Raw genomic sequence first — 22,506 nt, forward strand, 5'->3', positions numbered from 1 at the left:
AGCACCGGGGAGTTTCACGCGTTGCATATCGCGACCTTCTGTCCGCCGATCAGCACCTGCACCGGCTCGGGCAGTTCGGCTTGTCCTTTACTGCACTCGGGCTTCCAACCCGCGATGGTGCGCGGCAAGGCGTTGTCGACCGCGGCGAGCAGACCGGGCAGCCTGCCGAACACTTCGACCGCCTGCTGCGGGTCGGGGAACAGTCCGCGGATCATCGCGTCCACGTCGGTGCTGCCGTCGGCGGTCAGGCCGAGCGCGTCGAGCAGACGGTCGATGGGCGCGAGCACCGAGGGCGCGGTCATGGCAAATTCGGCCAGGCCACCGACATTGACGCGCAGCGCCTCGAAGATGTCGGACAGTCGCGCGAGCAGCGGGACCAGATGATGCACCCGGCCACCGACCCGGTCGGCGAGATCGGACATGTTGCCGACCAGCGTGGCGATCACTTCCTGCCGGTTGCCGACGTGTTCGCTGAGCTTGCCGATGGCATCAAGGGCCGGGCCGAGACCGGCGCCGTCACCCTCGATCACCGCGAGCATGCTCTCGGTGAACTGGTTGATCGCCTCCGGAGACATGGTGGCCAGCACCGGCTTCAGACCGTTGAACAGGCTGGTCACATCGAAGGACGGCAACGTCATCTCGGTGCCGATGGCCGCGTCCGCCGGCAGCCGGGTGCCCGGGTTCGGCTGCTGCTGTAGGTCGATATAGCGCTGGCCGGTGAGGTTCTGGTAGCGGATGGCCAGCACGCTGTTGTCGTAGATCGGGGTCGAGGTCGTGACCGTCAACCGCACCTCGGCCTGGTATCCGCTGAGCTCGATACCCTCGACCTTGCCGACCTGTACGCCGTACATGCGCACGTCGTCGCCGACTTTGAGACCGGTGGCGTCGGTGAACAGCGCGCTGTGCGCCTCGGTGTCACCGCCGACCGGTCGCTTGATGGCCGTAACGACCACCAGCAGGATCGCCACCATCACCGCCGCGAACAGCACCAGCCGCCAGGCCGCGCCACGTACCGTCATCGCGCACCTCCCTGTGCGGGCAGCCCGAGCAGCGGCACCGCGATACCGGGGACACCACGCAGTTCGAGTTCGAGATCGAGGACCGGACCGTCCGGGGTGTCCTTCATGGCAGCACCGAGCCGGGCCAGCAGGTCGCGCAGTTCGGCGGCGGACTGCTGCGGGCGTGGCACCGTGCGCGCCAGCACCGTGAGCAGCGGCGCAAGCATGTCGGTGTAGCCCGACAGCTGACCGGCCTCGGACAGCGTGGTGGCAAGCGCGGGCAGGATCTGCCCGGTCAGCGCGCTCACACCGGCATCGAGATGTGCGCGGTCGGTACTCAGCACGTCGATCTCGACGAACTGATCGATGACCTCGATGGTGGCGCCGGCGAACTTACCGCCGCCGTCGAAGGCTCCGCCAAGGCGGCCGAACAGTTCCGAGGACGGCATGGACTGGTTGTCGGCGATGGTGCGCGCGGCCGCGATCAATGCCTCCGCCAGCGGCGTGAACGCCTTGACGTCCGCGGCGGCCTGCGCGATGACGGTCGCCATCTGCGGCGTGAACACCGTCGCACCGACCTGCGACATACCGCGCAGCAGGCTGCCCATGGTGGCGTCGTAGACGTCGGCGGCCCGATCGCCGGTCAGGTCGATCACCATGTCGGCACGCAGCGGCGCACCGCCGGCACCGGGCAGCAATTCGAGTTCGCTGACGCCGAACAGGTTGGCCGGTGCGTAATCGACCTTCAAGCTGTCGTCCAGCCCGGACAGCTTGGAGTCGTCGAGTTCCAGTGTGATGCGCTGGGTTCCGAGCACATCGGGCACGATCTCGGCGACCTCACCGACCAGAACACCGTCGACGCGCACCTGGGTGCCCGCGACCACGCCGTCACCGATCTGTTCGGTGTGCAACGCGATGCGAAGTCCGTCCTCCGAACGCAGCGCGCGGTAGCAGACCGTGGCCAGCAGCACCGCGACGATCACAGCCACGATCACCGCGCCGACCGTCATCGCGCGGGCCCGGTCGGCCGCGACCCCTGGCATTCCGTATTTCGGCATCTGTCCTACCCCGTGAAACTGATCGCCGAGTTGAAGCCCCACAGCGCGATGGACAGCACCATGTCGATCGCGATGATCGCCACGAAGCTGGCCCGCACCGCACGGCCGGACGCGATTCCCACGCCCTCCGGGCCGCCGGTGGCGAAGAACCCGTAATAGCTGTGCACCAAGATCACCACCGTGCCGAAGATCGCCACCTTGATCACCGCGGCGATCACATCGAACCCGGACACGAACTGGAAGAAGTAGTGGTCGTAGACGCCCGCGGACTGGCTGTGCACCAGCGTGAGCAGGCCACGGCAGGCCAGGTAGCTCAGGATCAGCGCGATCAGGAAGGTCGGCACGATGGCGATGGCGCCCGCGATGACGCGGGTGGTGACGACGAACGGCACCGACCGCAGACCGAGCGCCTCGATGGCGTCGATCTCCTCGGAGATACGCATCGACCCGATTTCGGCGGTCATCCGGCATCCGGCCTGCGCGGCGAACCCGATCGCGGCCGCGATCGGCGCCAGCTCACGGGTGGTGGCGAACGCCGACACGATGCCGGTCACCGGACCCATACCGAGCATGTCCAGAATCGCGAACGATTCGACACCGACCGAGGCACCCATCACCAGACCGAGCACGATCATCATCGGCACGGTGCCGCCACCGACGATGACCGAGCCACGGCCCCAGGTCATATCGGTGATCGCGCGCATCGTCTCCTGCCGGTACCGGCGCACCGTCAGCGGGACCGACGACAGGACCTGCCACACGAAGACCGCGACGAATCCAAATGATTCGACACCGCGCAGCAGCCTGCTGCCGCGACGGACATAGCGCACGGCCCAGCCGAGCCCTTTCGGGGCGTAGGACGAGGTCGACATCAGACCAGCCTTGTCGGCATGAACATCGCGCTGATCTGCGACATCGCGAGGTTCACGATCACGATCGAGACCACGGACAGCACCACCGCCGCGTTCACCGCATCGGCCACACCGCGCGGACCGCCCTTGGCTTCGAGCCCTCGCTGGCAGGCGATCACGACCACGAGGAACCCGAAGATCAACGCCTTCAGCAACGACACCCAGACATCGGCGACCGTCGTGAACGAACCGAAGGTCGCCCAATACGAACCGGGCGTAACGCCCTGGCCACCGATGGCCACCAGGTATCCGGCCAGCACGCCGACGAAGATGATCAGCACGTTCAGCAGCGGTGCGACGATCAGCATCGCGACCATGCGCGGAATGACCAGTCGGTGGATCGGGCTGATGCCCATGGTGTTGAGCGCGTCGATCTCTTCCCGGATCGTGCGCGCGCCCAGATCGGCCGCGATCGCCGCGGCGCCGGCACCGCCCAAGAGGAACCCGGTCGCCATGGGCGCGCCCTGCTTGATCACCCCGAGACCACCGGTGGCACCGAGCAGCGAATCCGCGCCGAGAGTATGGATCAGGTTGCCCACCTGCACCGACACGATGACGCCGAAGGGGATGGCCATCAGGATCGCCGGAATCGCGGTGACGGTGATCAGCCGCCACGCCTGGATCAGCGTTTCCTGCCACTGGAATTTGCCGCGGGCGATATCGCTCGCCGCGCCCGTCACCGACTCCTGCGCGACACCGACCGCCCGGCCGAAGGTCCGCAGCGACGACACGATCGTGCCGGAGAAATTCTTGCGGACGATCGCGACCGCCGAATCGCTCCGCGGCGTCCGGGTATCCAGCGTCATCAGCGAAGTCCTCGCGCCGCGATCGCGGCGCTTGCGCACCAGCGCGGGCGGCAGCGTGTTTCGGGTTTCATGGCGCACTCTCTGCTCTCGGCGTCGATGCCAACCCTCAGGAAGCTAATCGTTACGAGAGGTGACATACAAATTGACCACGGGGTGACCATCAACACAAAGAGGCTCGATTCGACATCGCGCGAGAAGGTTCGTGTTAGAGATCACGATCCCCTGGGGATGTTCTCCGGGCCCTGCGAGCAAGGGCCCGCGCACCCTCGGCTCAACATCTGTTTGCACAGTTCACACGGGCTTTTCGGGCGAAACCACCGCCGGTCGTGGCCCACAACAAGCACGCCTGCCCGATTACTGCTCGAGATGTGGGTATGTCCGCGTGAGCGAGCGAACCACGAGCGACACCGACGGAGCGATCATCTCCCGTGAAGCCATCGGTCATATCTGATGAACCCGGCGACCGCCCAGCGAACCTGGAATGCGCATCGATCCGGCGACTGCCCATCAGGAAACGAGGGCACCCAACGGGCACAATGGCCGACGGTCGCGACCGGCGGGTCGGTCACCCCGACAGGGATGCCCGCGATCGGCGATCTAGCGGTCGCCGCCATCGGTACGAGCCTGGCTCGCGGAACCAGCGGCGTCGCCAACGGAACCGGCGGCAGCCTCAGCGGAACCGGCGGCCACGCCCGGACCAGCCGAACCGGCGGATGTGTCACGGCCGGCGCTCTTCGCCGCGGCGACCACGCGGCCAGCGGCGTCCCACCTTTCACGCATGGCCGACATGCGTGCCACCAGGCTGCGTGGTTCGGCCGCACGGCCGACCAGCCATTGGCTCACGGCTGCGAGCGCGGAGGCGACCGCGATCACGGCGCCGGCCACAGCCGAGGGCGTGAACTGCGAACTGGCGACGTACTGTCCCTGACTCGCCCCGGGCAGAACGAACTTGCCCTGCCCGTTCACCCAGCTCAGGAACTGGCCGACCTGACCTCCCAGGTCGAACCGCCGCGATGTCATCGCCTTGAGTTCCGCGCCTTTGCTGTCGAGATAGAGCATGGTGAACAGCACCAGAATCGCCACGGCCACCGATGATCCCGCCACCAATCGGGCGTAGTACTCCGTACGCATGCGGAAGTAGAGCACGACGAAACAGATGGTCAGCACGATCACCGCCGCGGTTACGAATGCCCACAGACCGCTGACCTGCGGGGTCTTCGGCGGTGACTTCGACCAGACGGTCATGTATTTGGTGGACACATCGACGCGGCCGAACGCGGTGGATTCCACGGATCCGTTCGCCCCCTTGGCCATCAACCACGGCCGGGTCATCAGGATCAAAGTGATGAACGCCCCGACGGCCGCCAGCAGGTAGCCCCAATGCCCCTGCAGCGGAGCTCCCACGCCACGCGCCGCCGCCAGTTGCCCGCGAACCGCGCCCACCTGCCGTGCGACCCGGGACCCACCCGACCCCGCGTCCTTTTCGGGTGGGTCCGCAGCCGCTGAATCGGTCGACCTCGCGACCGAGCTCCCAGCCGAACCCGCCGCCCTGGCACCAGTTGCACTCGCGCTTGCAAGCTCCCCAAGACCGACCGCCGTCGATTCGGCCGCGGTGGCAGCCGCCGATTCAGCAGAAGCGCTCGTTGCGGGCTCATGCGGACCTACAGCTGCGGATTCAGCCGAACGCGCCGCTGCGAGTGCGTCAGAACTCGCCTCGTCGGCTCCGGTGTCTCGGGCAGCCTTGTCCTGCCAGGGGGTTGAGCCCGCCATTACCGCAGTTTAAGGTGCCCGCACCAGTGGGAATACCTACGCGGCAGCGGTCGGGCCCTTACGCCGAGCATCGGACCGTGCACACCGGATTTGCGCCGTGCGGCAGTGCATCTCGGACGGTCCGGCAACGAAGATCACGCGATCAATCGACCGGCGGGGTACACATAGGCGACAATTTGGCGCGTGCGGACCCAGTTCACCAATGAGCTCGTCGCGTTGACCGATGAGTTGACGCAGATGTGCCGGCTCACCCAAGACGCCGCCGAGCGCGTCACCGATGCGCTCGTCGATGCCGACCTCACCGCGGCCTACGAGGTCTTCGCCCTCGATGAGCGGCTACAGGCCATGTACGCGGCATGTGAGGAGCGGACGGTGGTGCTGCTCGCGCTACAGGCGCCGGTCGCCCGCGATCTGCGGCATGTGGTGACCGCCATTCAGATCGCGGGTGAGCTGTCCCGGATCGGCTGGCTCACCAGCCGGGTGGCCGATCAGGTCTACAAGAGCAATCCGGACCCCGTCGCGCCCGAGCCGGTCGTGGCGTTGCTCGCCGAGATGGGCCGACGCGCCGCCCGCGCGACCGCACATGCCCTGCGCTCGGTCGCCGCAGGCCAGCAGCCACCCGAAGAGGCGCCCGAGCCGCAGGCCGACACCATGGAAGAGCTGAACCACCAGCTGCATTCCGCTCTCAGCGCCCCCGCGTGGACCGGAAGCACCGACACCGCGATCGAACTCGCCCTCCTCGGCCATCATCTGGAACGCTGCGTCGACCACACCGCACGCATCGAACGCCTGATCCGCTTCCTCGACACCGGTGTTCCGCCGACCGCACAGCCCAGCGAGGAAGAGGTGGACTGAGCGCCCCGGTACTCGGCGAGCCGACGCGGCGGCGAATGCGCGCAATCACCGACCTGTCTCGGCGGTAGACCGGCGGGCGATCGCCAGGAGGTCGCGTGCCGGCCCCGTCGGCCGGGTACCCGCGGGCCATACCGCACGCAGCACGCGGTCGAGTTCGAGCCCGGTCACGGTGGGTGCCACCAAAGTCCCCGCCGCCACCTCGGCCGCGACCGCGAGTGAACTGAGCACAGCGGGCCCGACACCTGCGGCAACGGCCGATTTGATCGCGGTCACCGACGACGCCTCCAAAGCCACAGCTGGACGCGCGCCCGGCCGCGCCCGAGCCAGCGCGTATTCGAACCAGTTGAGCGTGCCGGACCCGGCTTCCCGTTGCAGTAGTGGCGTTTCGACCAGCTCATCGATCCCCACCGAACCCCGCCGGGCCCATCGATGCCCGGGCGAGACCACCACCACCAAGCGATCCTTGCCCACCACCCGGCTGTCCAACCCGGCGAAGCTCTGCCTGCTCTCGATGAACCCGATCGCCGCCCGGCCATCGAGTACCGCTTGCGCGACCTCCGCCGAGTTGCCGGATTCGAGTGCGATGGTGAGGTCGGCCGTCGAGGCACGCAGCGTCGTCAGCCAGCCGGGGAACAGGTATTCGGCGATGGTCTGGCTTGCGGCGACGCGCAGTCGGGAGTCACGTTCGGCGCGCAAGGTGTCGATACCGGCGTCCAACTGGCCGGCCGCGTCGATGACGGCACGCGCCCATTCCACGATGAGCGCGCCCGCGCGGGTGGGGCGGGAGCCGAGCGTGGTGCGTTCCAGTACCGGTACACCGACCAGCTTCTCCAGGGTGCGGATGCGTGAGGACGCCGACGGCTGGCTGATCCCGTGCGCCTGCGCAGCACGGCCGAGGCTGCCGAGCTCGACCACCGACAGCAGCAGGTCGAGCGCGGCGAGATCCGGCACCCGCGGCGACAAAGGCATAGAACCATTCTATGTACCCATAGGACTGCGGCGACTACCCGGCACAGCGGTGTCGCGCGAGCCTGGTTTCATGACCCTCACCGCGACCCGCGTCTCCGACGTCGGACGCAGCGCACCCGCGCGCACCGACGCGCTGGCCCATATCGGCCTGAACTGGTTCGCGATCGTCATGGGCACCGGGATCGTCGCCAATGCCGCGGCCACCTTGCCGATCCACGTGCCCGGGCTGCGTGCAGCGGCCACGGCGATGTGGATACTGGCCGCTCTGCTGTTGGTCACACTCGGCGTGGCGTGGGCGGTGCGGGGAGTTCGTCACCGCGGGCACGTCCGGGCCGAACGCGATCATCCGATCCTCGCCCACTTCTCCGGTGCGCCGCCGATGGCGCTGCTCACCGTCGGCGCGGGGGCAATGCTGCTCGGCAAGGATGTCATCGGCGAGACAGCGGCCGTGACGCTGGACTGGATCCTGTGGCCGCTGGGCACCGCCCTTGGCTTGGCGACGGCGTTCGCGGTGCCGTATCGGATGATCACCCGCACCCCGGCGGGCACCGGGGACGCGGCATTCGGCGGATGGTTGATGCCGGTCGTTCCACCGATGGTCTCGGCGGCCACCGGAGTATTGCTGCTCCCGCACACCCCGCCCGGCCAAGCGCGCCTGACGTTGCTTGCCTGCTGTGGCGCCATGTTCGGCCTGAGCCTGATCGCCGCTCTGGTCACCACGACCATGATCTGGTCCCGGCTGATGCATTTCGGCGCACCGGCCGCAGGTCTGGTGCCCACGCTGTGGATCGTGCTCGGACCGCTCGGTCAGTCGGTGACCGCGGCCGGCGCGATGGCCGATGCCGCGCCCGCGGTCGTTCCAGCACAGGAGGCGGGCGGGTTAGTTGTCGCCGCGACCGTCTTCGGCATCGCGACGTGGGGTTTCGCCATGCTGTGGTTGGCGCTGGCTCTCGCCGTCACCGTGCGAACGATCCGCGCGGGTGCGCTCGGTTTCTCACTGACCTGGTGGGGATTCACTTTCCCCCTCGGCACCTGTGTCACCGGCAGCACCGCCCTGTTCCACCACACCGGCGCCGACGTGTTCGCCGTCGCGGCAGTGGCGTTGTACGCACTACTGGTCGCTGCCTGGTGGACGGTCGCACCGCGGACGGTGCTCGGAGTGCGCGACCATTCCCTGCTACGACCCGCCGCCCCGACGCCGGCGTGATCATCGCCACCGGATAACCGCAGCTCACCTGGTGCGCCCTTGGTGAGTGAACGGGCGAACCCCCAGCCTGACCACCATTTCCGTACCCGAACAGTAGATCCACCCCTGCGGAGCTGGGCAAAACTCCCAATCATGGGAAGTAGGTACGGTGTTTGCAGACGCGAAATCGGACATCTACTATTCAGTTACGTAGATGAAAGCTTGGTCTGGACGGAAGCCCAGACCGCCAGCGTCACGACGAGTTCGCGCTCGTGCGACACGACACCCCGGGACTACCCCCTCATCAGCCTCGAGGTGTCGTGGCGCGGCCGGTCTGGACAACCGGCGGCCCCTCAGTCGCGCGGGCGGTCACCGAATTCGCCCGTGGCAAACCATCCCCGGATCGGCGCCGGCACGCCGGTCCGGGGATGGTTCACGTGACCACCGGTTGCGATGTGCGTAATCTCATACCTGTCAGTGCCTTCGACAGCACGCGGCACCGGGTAGCTTGACGCCCGGTAATTTTCGGCGCAGGACAAGGAAGTCAGTTGAGTTTCACCGCACTCCAGATCGGTTCCTCCGTCCGCGCCGAGGTCACGCGGTGAACGAACTACTCTCCCGCACATCCGGCCGGACCCGCACGATCATCGCCGCCGCCGTCTGCCTCATCGCGCTCGCCATCGTTGGCTACGGCTATGTCGACGATATGTTCGCCAAGCGTGGCGCCGGTTCCGCTGGCGCGGCAACGACTTCCGGGCGTGATGTCAGCGAACTGCTCGGCCGCCTCAGCGTTGCCGCCGAAGGTTCGATGAACGGCTACAGCCGGGAGAACTTCCCGCACTGGGATTCCAACAAACCCGAACACGGCTTCGGCCCCGAGTTCGCTCAGTACAGCAAATGCACCACCCGCGAGGTGATGATGCTGCGTGACGCCACCGGCAAGGTCACTCTCGATGCGAAGACCTGCGACCTGACGGTGGGTGCAGACGGCGGCTGGCGCGACCAGTACGGCTTCACCGACCGTAAGACCGGGCAACTAAAGCCGTATAAGTGGATGACCGACCCCGCCTCGGTCGATGCCGAGCACATCGTCCCCCTTGCCGAGGCCTGGCGTTCGGGCGCGGACAAACTCGACGAACCCACCCGCCGCCGCATCGCCAACGATGCGGGCAACCTCATCGCCTCCGACCCATCGGCCAACCGCTCCAAGGGGGACCAGGACGCCGCACACTACCTCCCACCGGGCAATTTCCGGTGTGGCTATATCGATCACTACATCAAGATCAAGGTAAAATACGGCCTCACCGCCGACCCCGACGAGCAGAAGGCCCTCCGCACCGCCGTGGACGACTGTGTCAAGCGAGGAGAATTCCTATAAGCGACATCATCGAGCTCACCACCGCGGCTGCCGTCATGACCGAAGAGGAAGGAACGGTATCCGGCGACCTCGATGTCACCGTCGACGCATCCGGTAAGGGCCTGGTCCGCTACCGCGACACCGAAACCTGGTACACCATCGGCAACCTCGACGCCGAACCCACCCGCGTCTGGTCCTCGGTCACCCAACTCGTGACCGCGATCGAAGCGGGGATCGGCGCTCGCGACGCCGCGGGCAACACGATCCCGTTCGAGGCCTGACGCCGAAAGGTGGACCGACAGTGTGCCGGTCCACCTGAGCGACGATCAGCAGGCCACGCCAACCGCCACGTCGTCCTGAACCGGTGCGTCCCAATCAATGCGGTAGCGCTGCTCCGCCCCCGATGTCTTCTCCGGGTTCATCACGGTTTTCACCATGATCGGCATGAGCATCCGCATGATCTTGCGGACGATCGGGCCGGGGGTTTTGGAGTGGTTGATCTTGGCGGCACGCGCGGCGACGCCTTCCACCCGACTGCGCCGCAGCCTTTCGTAGATGGCGAAAGCGTCGGTGGCAGTGGGCAGATCCCGCAGGCACCGCGCCAACTGCACGGCGCTCTCGATCGCCAGCGACGCACCCTGACCAGAGCTGTTGGACGGCGCGTGCACGGAATCGCCCACCAGCACCATCCGTCCGCGATACCAGTGCGGGACCGGGGGCATGATGTGCAGGGCGCCGGTGATCTGGAGCTGATCCGCGGTGGTGGCGCGGGCCAGCTGACCACCGGGAGTGTCCTCGGCGTAGGTGTCACGCAGTACCGACAGCCAGTGCTCGGCCGGGATCGCGCGGGCGTCGGTCAGCGACAGGTACTGCTTGTGCGGCAGGTTCGCACCCCACGCGATCCGCCCCTCGCCCTCGGGCCAGTACAGGTAGTAGGCGCGCTTGCCGAACGCGAAAACCATGGTCTCGGACGGGGTGTCGATGGCGGCTTCGGTGAGCGCGCCGAAGCCGAGCATGCCGGTGTACTCCGGTCCCGGTGCATCGGGATCGATCAGTTCACGCACGGTGGAGCGAATCCCGTCGGCGCCGATCAGCACCTCGGCGGTGGCGGTGCTGCCGTCGGTGAAGTGGGCGGTGACACCGTCGGCGTGCTCGTCGACGGCGACCAGCCGCTTGTCGTATTCGAACGGCACGCCCGCTTCGATCGCGTGATCATGCAGCTCCCGGTGCAGTGCACTGCGGTCGACCACCTGCAACGGCTCCACATCCGACAGCGTCGGCACCGGCAGCCGCTTGCCGCCGACCGACAGATTCATCTTCGGGACGGGCACCGCGACCGCGCGGACACGATCACCGGCACCGACCACGTCGAGGGCCGCGAGGCCATTGGGTGCCAGCGCCAGCCCGCTGCCGATATTGAATGACGGGCCGGAATAGGCCTCGTAGACGCGGGCTTCGATACCCGCCTTGCGCAGTGCGGTGGCGGCCACGGGACCTGCGATACCCCCGCCGATGACGAGCGCGGAACGAATGGTGGACATGAGTAACTCCTGATGGGTCGCGTGTGTATACGGCGGACCACCCTGCGAATCACCCACCCGGTTATCCTGTGGTTGCCAAACTCTGGCCGGGTGTGCGTACGCGGGCACGGTCCGAGACGGTTCCCCGAGTTCGGCGGTGGTGTTGCCGCACCTCCGCCGGACTCGGTCTCGGTATCTATGGGTGTTGCGAGCCCCCCTCCATGAGATCGTCGACGTCCGCCTGGTTCATGCCTTCGGCGTGCCAGTTGCGCCAGCCGTCGAGGCCGGGGAAGTCCCCGGCCGCCAGCTCGTCGCGGAACGATCGGGTCCAGGTTCGTTCGGCTTCCAGCATGGCCATCCCATATTCGGTCTCGACCATGAACAGTCGTGGCAGCGCCCCGGAGGTCGCCTCGAATTCGCCGCGCACGGTGGCGATCTGTTCGTCGAGCGCGGCCAGCCTGCGGCCGAGGAGTTCGATGACCTCGTCCGGCGGCAACGCCGCGAGAATCGACAATCCCGCAAGATATTGACGCTGTTCGGGCTGCGGTTCGGCGATCAGTTCGCGGGTCCAGTCGATCAGTTCGGCGCGGCCGGCGTCGGTGATCTGGTAGATCACCCGCTCGGGCCGGGCGCCTGCACGCTCACTGCCGACGATCTCCAGAAATCCGGCTGTGGCCATGTTCTGGACGACGGTGTAGAGCGAGCCCCATTTGATGGCCATATCGCGGTCTTTACCGCGGTCGCGCAGCGTGGAGGCGATCTCGTAGCGGTGCATGGGCCGTTGGACGATCACCGAGAGCACCGCTAGGGCCAGCAGATTGCCGACTTTGCGTTTGGCTGCCATGCACACCTCCTTACTCGTCTACGAATATACGTGCACGAGTATCGTGCTGGCAAGGGCCGGCCATGGTCGATGCCTCAGCGGTTTCGAGCGACGCTCAGCGGACCGGCGCGAACTCGGATTCGTGCACGCCTTGGTCGAGCAGCTTGGTGGCAATGCTCTCCAGGGCCTGGTCGAGCAGCATCCGATCGGCGGGGTCAGTGCGGTCCCAGTCGTCGAGCCGGACATCCAGCCAGCGCCGCCAGGCTGCCTTCACCCGGTCGATCTGCGCCTGGCCTGCGGCGGTGACGGTGAGCATCGGCCCGTCTTGCGCGATATACCCGGCGTCGCGCACCTCGTCGAAGACCGGTGCGATGACCTCGTCGGGCAGCCGGTGCACCCGCGAGATCGCATCGATCGTGGCGTGTCCGCGAATCCGATTGTGCAGGTAGACCTGTCCGAGCGCCCACGCCTGACCGCGCGTCAGGTCGGTACCCGCGTCGGCGAGGATCACCGGGCCGATCGGGCCTTCTCGGCGCGCCGAGCGCATGGTCGTGGCAATGGCGCGTTCCAGCAAAACGACTCGGTCGGCCGAATCCGGCACCGAGAATCCCTCGCCGACATCTCCCGCGTCGGCGCGGGCACTGTCTCGCAGCGGCACTTCCTTCAGGAACAATGCGACAACGACACCGGCCAAGGCAACGGGAACAACCCACAGGAACACGTGATCGATAGCCGCCGTGTACGCATCGATGATCGGTGCGGCCAGTTCGGGCGGCAGCATCCGCAACGCCTCCGGATTTGCGGCCACTTCTGGCGGCACCCCCGGCGTCTGTGCGAGCGCGCCGGCCAGCTCGGGATCGAGTTTGTTGGTGTAGAGCGTGCCGAATACGGCGGTACCGAAGGCGCTGCCGAGGGTGCGGAAGAAGGTGACCCCGGAGGTAGCGGTGCCGAGCTGGGCGTAGGGCACGGTGTTCTGCACGACGATCGTCAGCACCTGCATGGCCAAGCCGATACCGAGACCGAGGATCAGCATGTACAGCGATTCCTGCCAGATGCTGGTGTCGCGACCCATCGTCGACATCAGGAACAGGCCGAGCGCCATCACCGCCGTACCCGAGATCGGGAACCATCGATATCGCCCGGTTTTTCCGACGACCTGGCCGGACAGGATCGAGGTGGCGAACAGCCCGACCACCAGTGGCAGTGTGCGCACGCCGGAGGCAGTGGCCGACACACCGTCGACGTATTGCAGATACGCGGGCAGATAGGTCATCGAGCCGAGCATCGCGAACCCGACGATGAAGCTGAGGATCGAGCACACGGTGTAGACCTGGCTGCGGAACAAGTCCATCGGCAGCATCGGTTCTTCGGCCCGCAACTCCACGAAGACGAACGCCGACAACAGCACTGCCGCCGCCACGAACAGCCCGATGATCTGCACCGAACCCCACGGGTATTCGGTGCCACCCCATTCCAGGCCGAGGATCAGACTCGACACACCGAGCGCGACCAACCCGATGCCCGCATAGTCGATGATCGGTTTGGCGATCGCCTTGACGTGCGGGATGGTGCGCGCGGCCAACGCGATCATGATGATCGCGAGCGGCACATTGACGTAGAAACACCAGCGCCAGCTCGCGTTGTCGGTGAACAACCCACCGAGTGTCGGTCCGATGACGGTGGTGACGCCGAATACCGCACCGAGTGCACCCTGATACTTACCGCGCTCGCGCAGCGGGATGATGTCGGCGATCAATGCCATCGAGGTAACCATCAGCCCACCCGCGCCGACCCCCTGGACGGCGCGGGCGATGATCAGCAGCAGCATTCCGTTGGCCAGGCCCGCAACCATCGAGCCAACAATGAAGATCAGCGCACTGAGCTGGAAGATCAGCTTGCGCCCGAACAGATCGCCGAGCTTGCCCGCCAGCGCCGTCGCCACCGCTTCGGCCAACAGGTACGAGGTGACCACCCACGCCATATGCCCGGCCCCACCGAGATCGGCGACGATCGTCGGCAATGCCGTGGACACGATGGTCTGATCCAATGCGGCCATCAGCATCCCGAGCATGATGGTGCCGAACACGACATTGGTCTTGGCCCGGCTCATCGGCTCGGGGGCCCGTTCAGCGACTGCGACCGCACCGCTCATCGGCTCAGTATGGGCCGCGGCCCCCTGGGAAGGATCGCAGCGACACGGCAGCGAATACCGGCCCGGCGCATGCCTGATGCGCCGTCGGCAGTGACCTGCGATTATGTTGAAACAACGACATTTCGCATCTTTGCTGGCTAGATTCCGTGCTACGCCGAACAGTCGGCGATGAGAAGTCGGAGGAACACCGTGGAATATGTAGGCTCTGTCGCCGGGATCTTGCAGATGATCATCGGCACCATCCTTGCCAACACCGGATCGGGTGGTTCGGGCTCCGGCTGGTGAACCCCGCGGATTCGGCTCGTCATTCACGAGCCGAATCCCCTTCCGATTGCCATGCCGCGGACGCCATCCGCGCCTTGGGTCGGTTGAGATGTCGCGGTCGCGCACACCCAGCCCTGCCATTCGTCGCAGGACCAGGTCGGTGAACGCGTCGCTCGTCAGCGCACGGTGGTGATCTCGGGTTCGGTCGGTTTCTTGTCGAGAAGGGTGTCCTTGCGATCGCGCAGGAACTTGTCGAACATGGCGGCAACGTAGTTGCGGGTCAGGATGGAAGCACGGTCGGCGGCGATGGGGCCGATGTAGGTCTTGGCTGCGTCGCGGGCGAGACCTGGCACGATGAGGGGGAAGTCGGTGTAGTCGTAGTGCGCCGAATCCCGCATGGTCAGCTGGCGTTTCCAGCCGGTGGAGTTGCGCCAGAACTCGTCCAGCGAAGGATGGGCGTCGCCGACCTCTTCGGCTTGCTCGCTCGTCATCACCAGGACGGGCCGGTCGACGCCTTCGGTGACGGACTTTCCGAACGCCGCATCGACGCCGATCTGCCCGTCGAGATTCACGGCCGCGTCGAGGCGGCGGTCCAGGTGCATCGACTCGACCGCGACGTAGCCACCGGACGAATGGCCGACCATGCCGATGCGGTCCATGTCGAGGGCTTTGTCGAGTCCGGCGGGCAGCTTCCGCTGTTCGGCGTCGGGATTCGTGCCGCGCGCCAACCGCTCCAGCGAGTCGAGCACGAAGCGGACGTCGGGCAGCCGGGCGTCGACGTACTTCTGCCGAATCACGGTGTCGAATGACCCGGCGGGCTCCCATGCGGCGGTGCGGCCGCCGGGAAACTCCACGACCGGCGCCTCGTAGGTGTGATCCATGGTCACCACCACATACCCGCGGCTGGCCAGATCTTCGGCCAATCCGGTGCCGAGCAAACGCGTGACACCGGCACCTGGGCTGTACAGGATCACCGGATGAACACCCTCGGCGACGGGTGCCCCGGTGTACGAATTGGTGTGCAGGCCCGGTAGCTCGACACCGAACTGCTGCTCGAGCGACGGAATCAGCTCCGTCGAGATGTAATGCGCCCGCGGATGACCGTCGACCTGCGCTGCCGGATAGAACACCGACACCATCAGCTCGCGCGGGCGGTCCGGCTCGAACGGGTCCGGGCGTTTGTCGTCGACCAGATGCAGAACTGTAGTGCCGACAGGGGATTCACCACCGGGTCGCGGGAGTACGGTCACTCCGGGTGGTTCCGCGGCGGTAACAGCTGTGTTCGCTGCCAGTACTGCGACTGCGGACATGACGACGACGGCGATCCGACGCAACAACACTCCCCCTGGGTTCGATCGGCGACCGACACCGACCGCCGGATTGGACAGTAGCAGCAAAGGTGTTGCCGCACAGAGCATCAGGAGGGACACGGCCGCTGCTGATCCACGCGATCGGGGTCCGCCGCAACACCGCGAGCATGCGCAGGTGCGAATCCGGTACACGACAGCAGCCGATGTCGCAGCTCAGCGCACCGCGTAGGAGCCGAGCGATGGTTCGAGCGCATCGAATGCGGTAGCGATGTCACCGGTGAGCGCTGCGGCGATCTCGTCGTTGGATTGTCCATCAAGGGTGCGGCGCATGGTTTCGTCGAACAGCACCCGGTGCACTCCACCGAACTGCGCGGCGGCGATCCGCGGCGTGATGTCGTCCGGTGGGGCGCCGGTTTCCTCGGCGAGGGTGCGGGCCAGCGCGGCCTCGCGCTCCTCGTGGAACTCTCGCAGGCGCGCGACCAGGGCGGGACTGGCGGTGATCATCTCGGCGAAGACCGGTCCAGAGAACCCGACGACCGGGTCTTGTTCGGCGGCCGCCGCCAGATACGTGCGCCGCAATGCGGCCAGCGCGGATTCACGAGGCTCACGTTCACGGACGGTGCGGGCCAGCTGGTCGACGAATACCTCCCCCAGGTCCAGTGCCAGGTCCTCCTTGCGGGGGAAGTAGTTCGTCACAGTCATCTTGGCGACCTGCGCGGCCGCGGCGACGTCGGCGATCGTCACCTTGTCGAACCCGCGCTCGAGGAAGAGCAGGGTGGCCTGATGGGAGATGTTTTCCCTGGTCTGCTGCTTTTTCTTGGCGCGGAGCCCCTGCGGCTCTGCCGTCTCGTTCGTCATGCGAACCCACACTACCTGATCTCGTCATAAATTTATGCTTGACATATTTTTATGCCTGTCATAAGTTTGTTCTCGCGTCGCCACGGCGGCGCCGACAGTCGAAGGAGAACGCGCATGACTCACGGCCCCGACAGCACCACCCGTCCCGCCACCATCCACCGAACCGGAGCAGTCACCTTGGCCGACAAGTCCACCCCGCGGTCCGCGTTCGACACCGCGATCCAGCGAATGCTCACCGAAAGCACACAGCTCCCGGCCCCCACGACCGCACCCCGCGCCGGTCGCATCGAACCCGCCGTCCCGATCACCGGGCGCCGGCGCCACACGCGTGAGCAGCGCAGCGTGCACAGGAGCCAGCGGTTCCGGGCAGTTCCGCAGCGCCCATTGCGCATCCCGGGCCGGTAATCGGACAAGGCGCCGCGATGGCCTGCGCCCTGCACATCTCCGGCCCGCCGTGTGGCGAACACGCCTGACGCGTCGCCCCGCACGCCGACCCGCGCACTCCCCGACTCGAGAGGAACCCTGTGACTACCCGATGCCTCCCCTCCCGCGGCACCGCTTCGCCCGCCCTCGGCACCGTCAGCGACGACCCGGTGCGCGACTACCTGCGCGGTATCGGCCGCACCCCGCTACCGACCGCGGCGCAGGAAGTCGAGCTGGCCGAGCGGATCGAGGCGGGCACCCACGCTCAACGGCAGCTCGACGAATCCAGTGACCAGCTGTCCCCCACCGACCGTCGCGCCTTGCACCGCACAGCAACCGACGGCGCGCGAGCCACATCGCAGATGATCGAAGCGAACCTGCGCCTGGTCGTTTCGATCGCCAAGCGCTACCCGACGCCGACCGGTATGTCGCTACTGGATCTGGTGCAGGAGGGCACCTTCGGCCTGATCCGCGCGATCGAGAAGTTCGATCACCGGCGCGGCCTGAAGCTGTCCACCTACGCCACCTGGTGGATCCGTCAGGCCATCGGCCGCGCCCTCGCCGACCAGGGCCGCACGATCCGCATCCCGGTCCATGTCGTCGACGTGATCAACCGGGTGACCCGCACCCAGCGCACCCTGTCCCAGCAGCTCGGCCATGACGCGACCGCCGCCGAGATCGCCGCCGAATTGGACATGCCGGAATCCCAAGTGACGGAGGTACTTCAGCACGCTAGGGACCCGATCTCCCTGCACACCCCGATCGGGGATGAGGCCACCGAATTCGGCGCCCTCATCCCCGACACGGCGCCCGGCCCCGACGACCTCGCCACCGCCGCCACCATCGGCGTCCAACTGCGCGCGATGCTCGGTGCCCTGTCCGACCGCGAGGCCGAGGTCCTCACCCTCCGCTACGGCCTCGACCACAGCGAACCCCGTTCGCTCGCCGAAATCGGCACCGTCCTGGGAGTTTCCCGTGAGCGCGCCCGCCAGATCGAGGCGAAGGGGCTCTCGAAGCTCCGCACGCCGGGGCGGTCGAAGACGCTGGCCGGGATGCTCGGATAGGCCGAACACCGACCCCGCGACGGCGTCAACCTGTCGGCGCGGGGCGACCGCTAGTGTGCTGGGTGCAGGAACACGGCGTCGGCCGACTTACGGTTCCTTGGCGAATTCCGCCGCGAACCGCATCTCACCCAGCATCGAGCGAACCCGTTCCGCAACGCGTTCGACGTCGCCGAGCTCGGCCGGCGGCAGGGTGGCTCCGATGGCGGCGCGGGTGCGGGCGGCGCTGCCGAGGAGGCGGGCAGCGAGCACGGGAGCCCCGGCGAGGGAATGGGCGCCGGCCAGCCCTTCATTGGCCAGTGCGATCGCTCGTGGGTCGCCGGTGCGCTCGGCTGCGGCCATGCCCTGTCGGTGCAGTTCGAGAGCGCCCTCGACGTCGCCGCATTGCTCGGCGGCGAATCCCAGCTCAGCGAGGATGAGCGCGGCGCCGTTCGCGGCGTCGAAACCGAGGTTCCAGTCCAGCCACCGCCGCAGCAGCGTTTGCGCTGTCTCGAACTTGCCTTGACGGCGAGCGCTCATCGCCAGGCCCACCTCGGCGATCTCCATAGCGGGGCGGTCGGCATGGGCGACGGCCAGTTGCCGTGCGCGGTCGTGCAGTTCGTCGGCCAGCGGGTAATCGTGGCGGAGCAATGCGATCCGACCCAGTTGGGCCCAGCGGGACGCGGCCTCGGACCACAGACCGAGGTCCTCGGCGATGCGCAATCCGTCGCGATGGCGCGCTTCGGCCTCGGGGTAATCGCCGCGGATCTCGAGCAAGGTGGCAAGTACTCCGGTGGCCTGGAGTCTGCCCCATTGTTCGCCGATCTCACCGAACAAGGCGAGGCTCTGCTCGGCGGCCGTCCAGGCCGTGTCGAGATCCCCGCGGGACAGGCGTTGGATCGCGCGGACCGTGAGCGCGGCGGCGATGCCCCAACCGTCATCCAATTCCCGAAGCTCGTCGAGGGCACGGTCGATGATCTGCACCCCGGCCTCCATCGCGCCGAACATAGTGACGGCGTAGCCGAGGAACCATCCGACGACAGCGCGCTCGCCTGGCCCGCGAATCTCTTCGACAAGCCGAAGGAAAGCACCGTCTTCCCGGAGGGATTCGGCTCCGTCACCAGCGAGCAGCGTCATCGCGGCCCGCCAGGACGACAGCCGTGCACGCGCGGAGACGGTCCGGTGCTCGTCGTCCACCACGGCGAGCACATCGGCAATCGAACGCCGCGCTTCGCCGAGGCGTCCGCGCAGGAACCAATACCAAGTCAGTGCCAGCGCGATCCGCTGAGCCAGCAGCGCGTCGCCGGTCGTGGTCGCAGTGTCGAGGGCGCGGCGCAGGTTCGCGGACTCGGCATCGAGGCGAGACATCCAGTAGCGCTGCCGCGGGCCGCGCAGGTGCGCATACGCTCGTTCGGCGAGGTCCGCGTAATAGCCGGCATGGGCGAGGCGGAGCTGTTCGAATTCAGCCGGGACCTGGCCGGTGGATGCGCGCAGACGTTCGGCGCAGTACGCGCTGATCGACTCGAGGAGCCGGTAGCGCGGTTCGTCGTCGTCATGGACCACCACCAGCAACGAGCGATCCACCAATCGGGCGAGCAGATCGAGAACCTCTTCGGACTTGACGCCTGCTGCGGCGCAGAGCGTTTCGGCCGCGTCGAGTGTGCAGCCGTCCGCGTGGATCGACAGCCGCCGCAGTACCACCTGCTCGGCGGCGGTCAGCAGCTCCCAGCTCCAATCGATCATGGCGCGCAAGGTCTGCTGACGAGGCGGCGCGTCACGTCGCCCGCCGGTCAGCAAACCGAAGCGGTCGTCGAGCCGTTCGGCGAGCCGGGCCGGGCCGAGCGCCCGGACACGAGTGGACGCCAGTTCGAGAGCAAGCGGAAGACCGTCCATCCGTCGGCACACCGTGGCCACCGCGGCGGCGTTATCGGCGCCGAGGGTGAATCCCGGTGCCGCCGCGGCGGCTCTCGCCGCGAACAGCCGGACAGCCCCCGAGGCAACGATCTCGTCGAAGGTCGCCGCGGGCCCCGGCAGATCGAGGGGCGGCACCTGCCACAGCCGTTCACCTTCGATGTCGAGTGGTTCCCGGCTGGTCGCCAGAACGCGCACCGACGGAGCCCGACGAACGATCTGCCGCACCAGCAGCGCCGCTGCCCCGATCACGTGCTCGCAATTGTCGAGAACGATCAACGTCGTGCAGTCCTGCAACGCATCTGCCAGGCGGTACTGCGCGGATCGTGACCCGCGACGGGCCGGCTGCGCGTTGTCGCGGATTCCAAGAGCTGCCGCGACGATGTCGGCAAGGCTGTCCACGGCTGCCGAAGTCACGCTCGGCAGGACGATCCCGCCCAGTTCCACCAGCCAGACACCGTGGGGATACGACTGAGCGGATTCGCTCGCCGCCGCCACCGCGAGCCGGGTCTTGCCGACGCCGCCGGGCCCGGTCAATGTCACCAGCCGTTCCTGGTCCAGCAGCTCGAGTACCTGACGCAGCGACGATTCCCGGCCGATCAGATCGGTCAGCGGGGCAGGCAGATTCGACGGCGGACGCGCTGAGCTGTCCGAGCCGACCGCTGGTTCGGCGGGCAAGGCGGCGGGGTCCGCGCGCAGGATCTGCTGGTGCAGTTCTGTGAGTGTCGCCCCCGGTTCGAGGCCGAGTTCGGCGTCGAGGAGGCGCCGCACATCGTGAAATACCGCCAACGCCTCGTCGAGGCGCCCGGCTCCGTACAGGGCCCTCATCTGAGCACCGCGCAACCGTTCTCGTAGCGGATGCCGCTCGGCCAGATCGGTCAGCTCGGCGGCGACGGGCCCGTATTCGCCCATGAGCAGTCTGGTTTCCGCGAGCTCCTCGACGACCAGCAAGCGCTGTTCGGTCAGGCGTGCCACGGCCGGCTGGGCGAAGAGTTCGTCGGCGAAATCGGCGAAAGGGTCGCCGCGCCAGTGGCCGAGCGCCTCGGTGAACCAGGCCGCGCGCTTGCGCGGGTCGCCGGTCTGTCGGGCCTGCTCGACCAGGGCAGCGAACGTTGCTTCATCGACGGATTCCGCGGGGACGTCGAGCACATATCCCATCGCGCGATATACCACGGCGTTCGAACCGGCCTCGCTCAACGCACGCCGCAGCCGAGAGACCAGGGTCTGCAACGCCCCCGCGGGGCGAACCGGAGCGGATTCACCCCAGATACCGTCGATGAGCCGGTCCGCCGAGACGACCCGTCCCCGGTCCAGCAGCAGCATCGCGAGCAGCGCACGGACTTTCTTCTCCGGCACCGCCACCACCGCACCGTCCTCGGCCCACACCGTGAGCGGACCGAGAACACCGAAACGCATCCGACCAGGGTAATGCCGACCGAATGCCAACCGAATGCCGGCCGACAGCGAACCGAGAGCGCAGGCGCGCACAGTCGTCCCTGTCAGATGACAGAACGACCAGGGAGAACTCCATGAGTAAGAACCTCGCAGGCGCCAAGGCCGTCGTCACCGGCGGAACCCACGGCATGGGTTTGGCGATCGTGAAGGCGTTGCTGACCGCGGGCGCCGAGGTCGTCGTTACCGGGCGCAACGAGAAGACCCTCGAGGACGCACGCACCGAACTCGCCGGGCAGGCGGCGCATGTCGTGCGTTCCGATGCGGCCAGCATGGCCGACATCGCGGCGCTGGCAGAGTTCGTCGGGCATAAGCTCGGCCGGATCGACCATGTGTTCGTCAACCACGGCGTCGCCGCGTTCGCCGAACTCGCCGAGGTGACCGAAGAGGACTGGGACCGGCACTTCACGATCAACACGAAGGGCGCCTTCTTCACTGTCCAGGCCCTCGCGCCGCTGCTCGCCGACGGTGGGTCGATCGTCTTCACTACCGTCGGCAACGACGTGATCTTCCCCGGGTTGAGCGCCTACTCCGCGTCCAAGGAGGCCGTGCGCGCCTTTGCTCACGTCCTCGCCGCCGAACTGGTGCCGCGCAAGATCCGAGTCAATTCCGTCGCGCCGGGGTTCATCGAGACACCGACCATGGGTGTGCCGGGGTTGAGTGCGCGGGAACGCGCGGAATTCGTGCAGCAGGGTTATGACTCCACTCCGCTGCGCCGGACGGGCACTGTCGAGGAGGTCGCGGCCGCGGCGCTGTTCCTGGCCGCCGACGCGACGTTCACGACCAATGTGGAACTGGCGGTGGACGGCGGATTCGCCCAGGGCCTGCCCGTTGCGCACTGAG

Annotated in this window: 19 protein-coding genes; 7 read left to right on the plus strand and 12 right to left on the minus strand. The window is 67.2% G+C overall.

Annotation, left to right across the window (positions count from 1 at the left end; genetic code table 11):
* Window positions 1–14: 14 nt before the first annotated feature.
* The 5 genes from GV792_RS23725 to GV792_RS23745 all read right to left on the minus strand — a co-directional run bounded on the left by GV792_RS23725 (window position 15) and on the right by GV792_RS23745 (window position 5,177).
* The gene (locus GV792_RS23725; protein WP_163826512.1) at window positions 15–1,019 is read right to left on the minus strand and encodes an MlaD family protein; all 1,005 of its coding nucleotides are present in this window, start codon (window positions 1,017–1,019) and stop codon (window positions 15–17) included.
* Complete coding sequence (locus tag GV792_RS23730; protein ID WP_256668377.1) at window positions 1,016–2,056, minus strand: MlaD family protein; 1,041 nt, start codon at window positions 2,054–2,056, stop codon at window positions 1,016–1,018. The genes GV792_RS23725 and GV792_RS23730 overlap by 4 nt, the downstream gene beginning before the upstream one ends.
* A gap of 5 nt (window positions 2,057–2,061) precedes the next feature.
* Window positions 2,062–2,928, minus strand: coding sequence for an MlaE family ABC transporter permease (locus GV792_RS23735; protein WP_163826514.1), 867 nt, complete (start codon window positions 2,926–2,928; stop codon window positions 2,062–2,064).
* Window positions 2,928–3,773, minus strand: coding sequence for an MlaE family ABC transporter permease (locus GV792_RS23740; RefSeq protein ID WP_163826516.1), 846 nt, complete (start codon window positions 3,771–3,773; stop codon window positions 2,928–2,930). Before GV792_RS23740 ends, GV792_RS23735 begins: the two co-directional genes overlap by 1 nt.
* A gap of 597 nt (window positions 3,774–4,370) precedes the next feature.
* On the minus strand, window positions 4,371–5,177 hold the full coding sequence (locus GV792_RS23745) for a hypothetical protein (protein ID WP_163826518.1): 807 nt from the start codon (window positions 5,175–5,177) through the stop codon (window positions 4,371–4,373).
* A gap of 549 nt (window positions 5,178–5,726) precedes the next feature.
* Here GV792_RS23745 and GV792_RS23750 point away from each other — a divergent pair.
* Complete coding sequence (locus GV792_RS23750) at window positions 5,727–6,398, plus strand: phosphate signaling complex PhoU family protein (RefSeq protein ID WP_163826520.1); 672 nt, start codon at window positions 5,727–5,729, stop codon at window positions 6,396–6,398.
* A 45-nt stretch (window positions 6,399–6,443) separates the two neighbouring features.
* Here the strand turns inward: GV792_RS23750 and GV792_RS23755 are convergent, their stop codons facing one another.
* A complete protein-coding gene (locus GV792_RS23755; RefSeq protein ID WP_163826522.1) occupies window positions 6,444–7,367 on the minus strand; it encodes a LysR family transcriptional regulator in 924 nt (307 codons plus the stop codon).
* 70 nt (window positions 7,368–7,437) lie between these two features.
* Between GV792_RS23755 and GV792_RS23760 the strand changes: the two genes are divergently transcribed.
* From GV792_RS23760 to GV792_RS23770, 3 genes are all read left to right on the plus strand, one after another.
* Window positions 7,438–8,574 carry a TDT family transporter gene (locus GV792_RS23760; RefSeq protein ID WP_163826524.1) on the plus strand — a complete coding sequence of 379 codons (1,137 nt, stop codon included), beginning with the start codon at window positions 7,438–7,440 and terminating at the stop codon, window positions 8,572–8,574.
* 580 nt (window positions 8,575–9,154) lie between these two features.
* On the plus strand, window positions 9,155–9,931 hold the full coding sequence (locus GV792_RS30255) for an HNH endonuclease family protein (RefSeq protein ID WP_163826526.1): 777 nt from the start codon (window positions 9,155–9,157) through the stop codon (window positions 9,929–9,931).
* A 35-nt stretch (window positions 9,932–9,966) separates the two neighbouring features.
* On the plus strand, window positions 9,967–10,191 hold the full coding sequence (locus GV792_RS23770; protein ID WP_163826528.1) for a hypothetical protein: 225 nt from the start codon (window positions 9,967–9,969) through the stop codon (window positions 10,189–10,191).
* 45 nt (window positions 10,192–10,236) lie between these two features.
* Here GV792_RS23770 and GV792_RS23775 read toward each other — a convergent pair whose 3' ends face one another.
* The 5 genes from GV792_RS23775 to GV792_RS23795 form a co-directional block, all read right to left on the minus strand.
* Complete coding sequence (locus GV792_RS23775) at window positions 10,237–11,451, minus strand: FAD-dependent monooxygenase (protein ID WP_163826530.1); 1,215 nt, start codon at window positions 11,449–11,451, stop codon at window positions 10,237–10,239.
* A gap of 175 nt (window positions 11,452–11,626) precedes the next feature.
* Window positions 11,627–12,274: a PadR family transcriptional regulator gene (locus tag GV792_RS23780; protein ID WP_163826532.1), complete on the minus strand. Its 648-nt coding sequence runs from the start codon at window positions 12,272–12,274 to the stop codon at window positions 11,627–11,629.
* 94 nt (window positions 12,275–12,368) lie between these two features.
* On the minus strand, window positions 12,369–14,405 hold the full coding sequence (locus GV792_RS23785; RefSeq protein WP_375154336.1) for an MDR family MFS transporter: 2,037 nt from the start codon (window positions 14,403–14,405) through the stop codon (window positions 12,369–12,371).
* A gap of 440 nt (window positions 14,406–14,845) precedes the next feature.
* Window positions 14,846–15,919 carry an alpha/beta hydrolase family protein gene (locus GV792_RS23790; protein WP_163826534.1) on the minus strand — a complete coding sequence of 358 codons (1,074 nt, stop codon included), beginning with the start codon at window positions 15,917–15,919 and terminating at the stop codon, window positions 14,846–14,848.
* Between the two features lie 273 nt (window positions 15,920–16,192).
* Window positions 16,193–16,837 (minus strand): TetR/AcrR family transcriptional regulator, encoded by a 645-nt coding sequence (locus GV792_RS23795; protein ID WP_163826536.1) that lies wholly within the window; start codon window positions 16,835–16,837, stop codon window positions 16,193–16,195.
* Between the two features lie 114 nt (window positions 16,838–16,951).
* Here GV792_RS23795 and GV792_RS23800 point away from each other — a divergent pair, with 114 nt between their 5' ends.
* The gene (locus GV792_RS23800; protein WP_163826538.1) at window positions 16,952–17,242 is read left to right on the plus strand and encodes a hypothetical protein; all 291 of its coding nucleotides are present in this window, start codon (window positions 16,952–16,954) and stop codon (window positions 17,240–17,242) included.
* Between the two features lie 119 nt (window positions 17,243–17,361).
* Entirely contained in the window at window positions 17,362–18,324 is a 963-nt protein-coding gene (locus tag GV792_RS23805) for a sigma-70 family RNA polymerase sigma factor (protein ID WP_163826540.1), read from the plus strand.
* 87 nt (window positions 18,325–18,411) lie between these two features.
* Here GV792_RS23805 and GV792_RS23810 read toward each other — a convergent pair whose 3' ends face one another.
* Window positions 18,412–21,627 carry a BTAD domain-containing putative transcriptional regulator gene (locus tag GV792_RS23810; RefSeq protein WP_163826542.1) on the minus strand — a complete coding sequence of 1,072 codons (3,216 nt, stop codon included), beginning with the start codon at window positions 21,625–21,627 and terminating at the stop codon, window positions 18,412–18,414.
* A 113-nt stretch (window positions 21,628–21,740) separates the two neighbouring features.
* Here GV792_RS23810 and GV792_RS23815 point away from each other — a divergent pair, with 113 nt between their 5' ends.
* Window positions 21,741–22,505, plus strand: coding sequence for an SDR family oxidoreductase (locus tag GV792_RS23815; RefSeq protein ID WP_163826544.1), 765 nt, complete (start codon window positions 21,741–21,743; stop codon window positions 22,503–22,505).
* The last annotated feature ends 1 nt before the right edge of the window (window position 22,506 follow it).

This window comes from Nocardia cyriacigeorgica (assembly GCF_010868145.1).
GTDB classification, from domain to species: domain Bacteria; phylum Actinomycetota; class Actinomycetes; order Mycobacteriales; family Mycobacteriaceae; genus Nocardia; species Nocardia cyriacigeorgica_D.

Coding starts and splice junctions, on each gene's coding strand:
- GV792_RS23725 (WP_163826512.1), bottom strand. CDS start 1,019: ATGACGGTACGTGGCGCGGCCTGGCGGCTGGTGCTGTTCGCGGCGGTG.
- GV792_RS23770 (WP_163826528.1), top strand. CDS start 9,967: ATGACCGAAGAGGAAGGAACGGTATCCGGCGACCTCGATGTCACCGTC.
- GV792_RS23775 (WP_163826530.1), bottom strand. CDS start 11,451: ATGTCCACCATTCGTTCCGCGCTCGTCATCGGCGGGGGTATCGCAGGT.
- GV792_RS23795 (WP_163826536.1), bottom strand. CDS start 16,837: ATGACGAACGAGACGGCAGAGCCGCAGGGGCTCCGCGCCAAGAAAAAG.
- GV792_RS23740 (WP_163826516.1), bottom strand. CDS start 3,773: ATGACGCTGGATACCCGGACGCCGCGGAGCGATTCGGCGGTCGCGATC.
- GV792_RS23755 (WP_163826522.1), bottom strand. CDS start 7,367: ATGCCTTTGTCGCCGCGGGTGCCGGATCTCGCCGCGCTCGACCTGCTG.
- GV792_RS23780 (WP_163826532.1), bottom strand. CDS start 12,274: ATGGCAGCCAAACGCAAAGTCGGCAATCTGCTGGCCCTAGCGGTGCTC.
- GV792_RS23785 (WP_375154336.1), bottom strand. CDS start 14,405: ATGAGCGGTGCGGTCGCAGTCGCTGAACGGGCCCCCGAGCCGATGAGC.
- GV792_RS23760 (WP_163826524.1), top strand. CDS start 7,438: ATGACCCTCACCGCGACCCGCGTCTCCGACGTCGGACGCAGCGCACCC.
- GV792_RS23730 (WP_256668377.1), bottom strand. CDS start 2,056: ATGCCGAAATACGGAATGCCAGGGGTCGCGGCCGACCGGGCCCGCGCG.
- GV792_RS23800 (WP_163826538.1), top strand. CDS start 16,952: ATGACTCACGGCCCCGACAGCACCACCCGTCCCGCCACCATCCACCGA.
- GV792_RS23815 (WP_163826544.1), top strand. CDS start 21,741: ATGAGTAAGAACCTCGCAGGCGCCAAGGCCGTCGTCACCGGCGGAACC.
- GV792_RS23735 (WP_163826514.1), bottom strand. CDS start 2,928: ATGTCGACCTCGTCCTACGCCCCGAAAGGGCTCGGCTGGGCCGTGCGC.
- GV792_RS23810 (WP_163826542.1), bottom strand. CDS start 21,627: ATGCGTTTCGGTGTTCTCGGTCCGCTCACGGTGTGGGCCGAGGACGGT.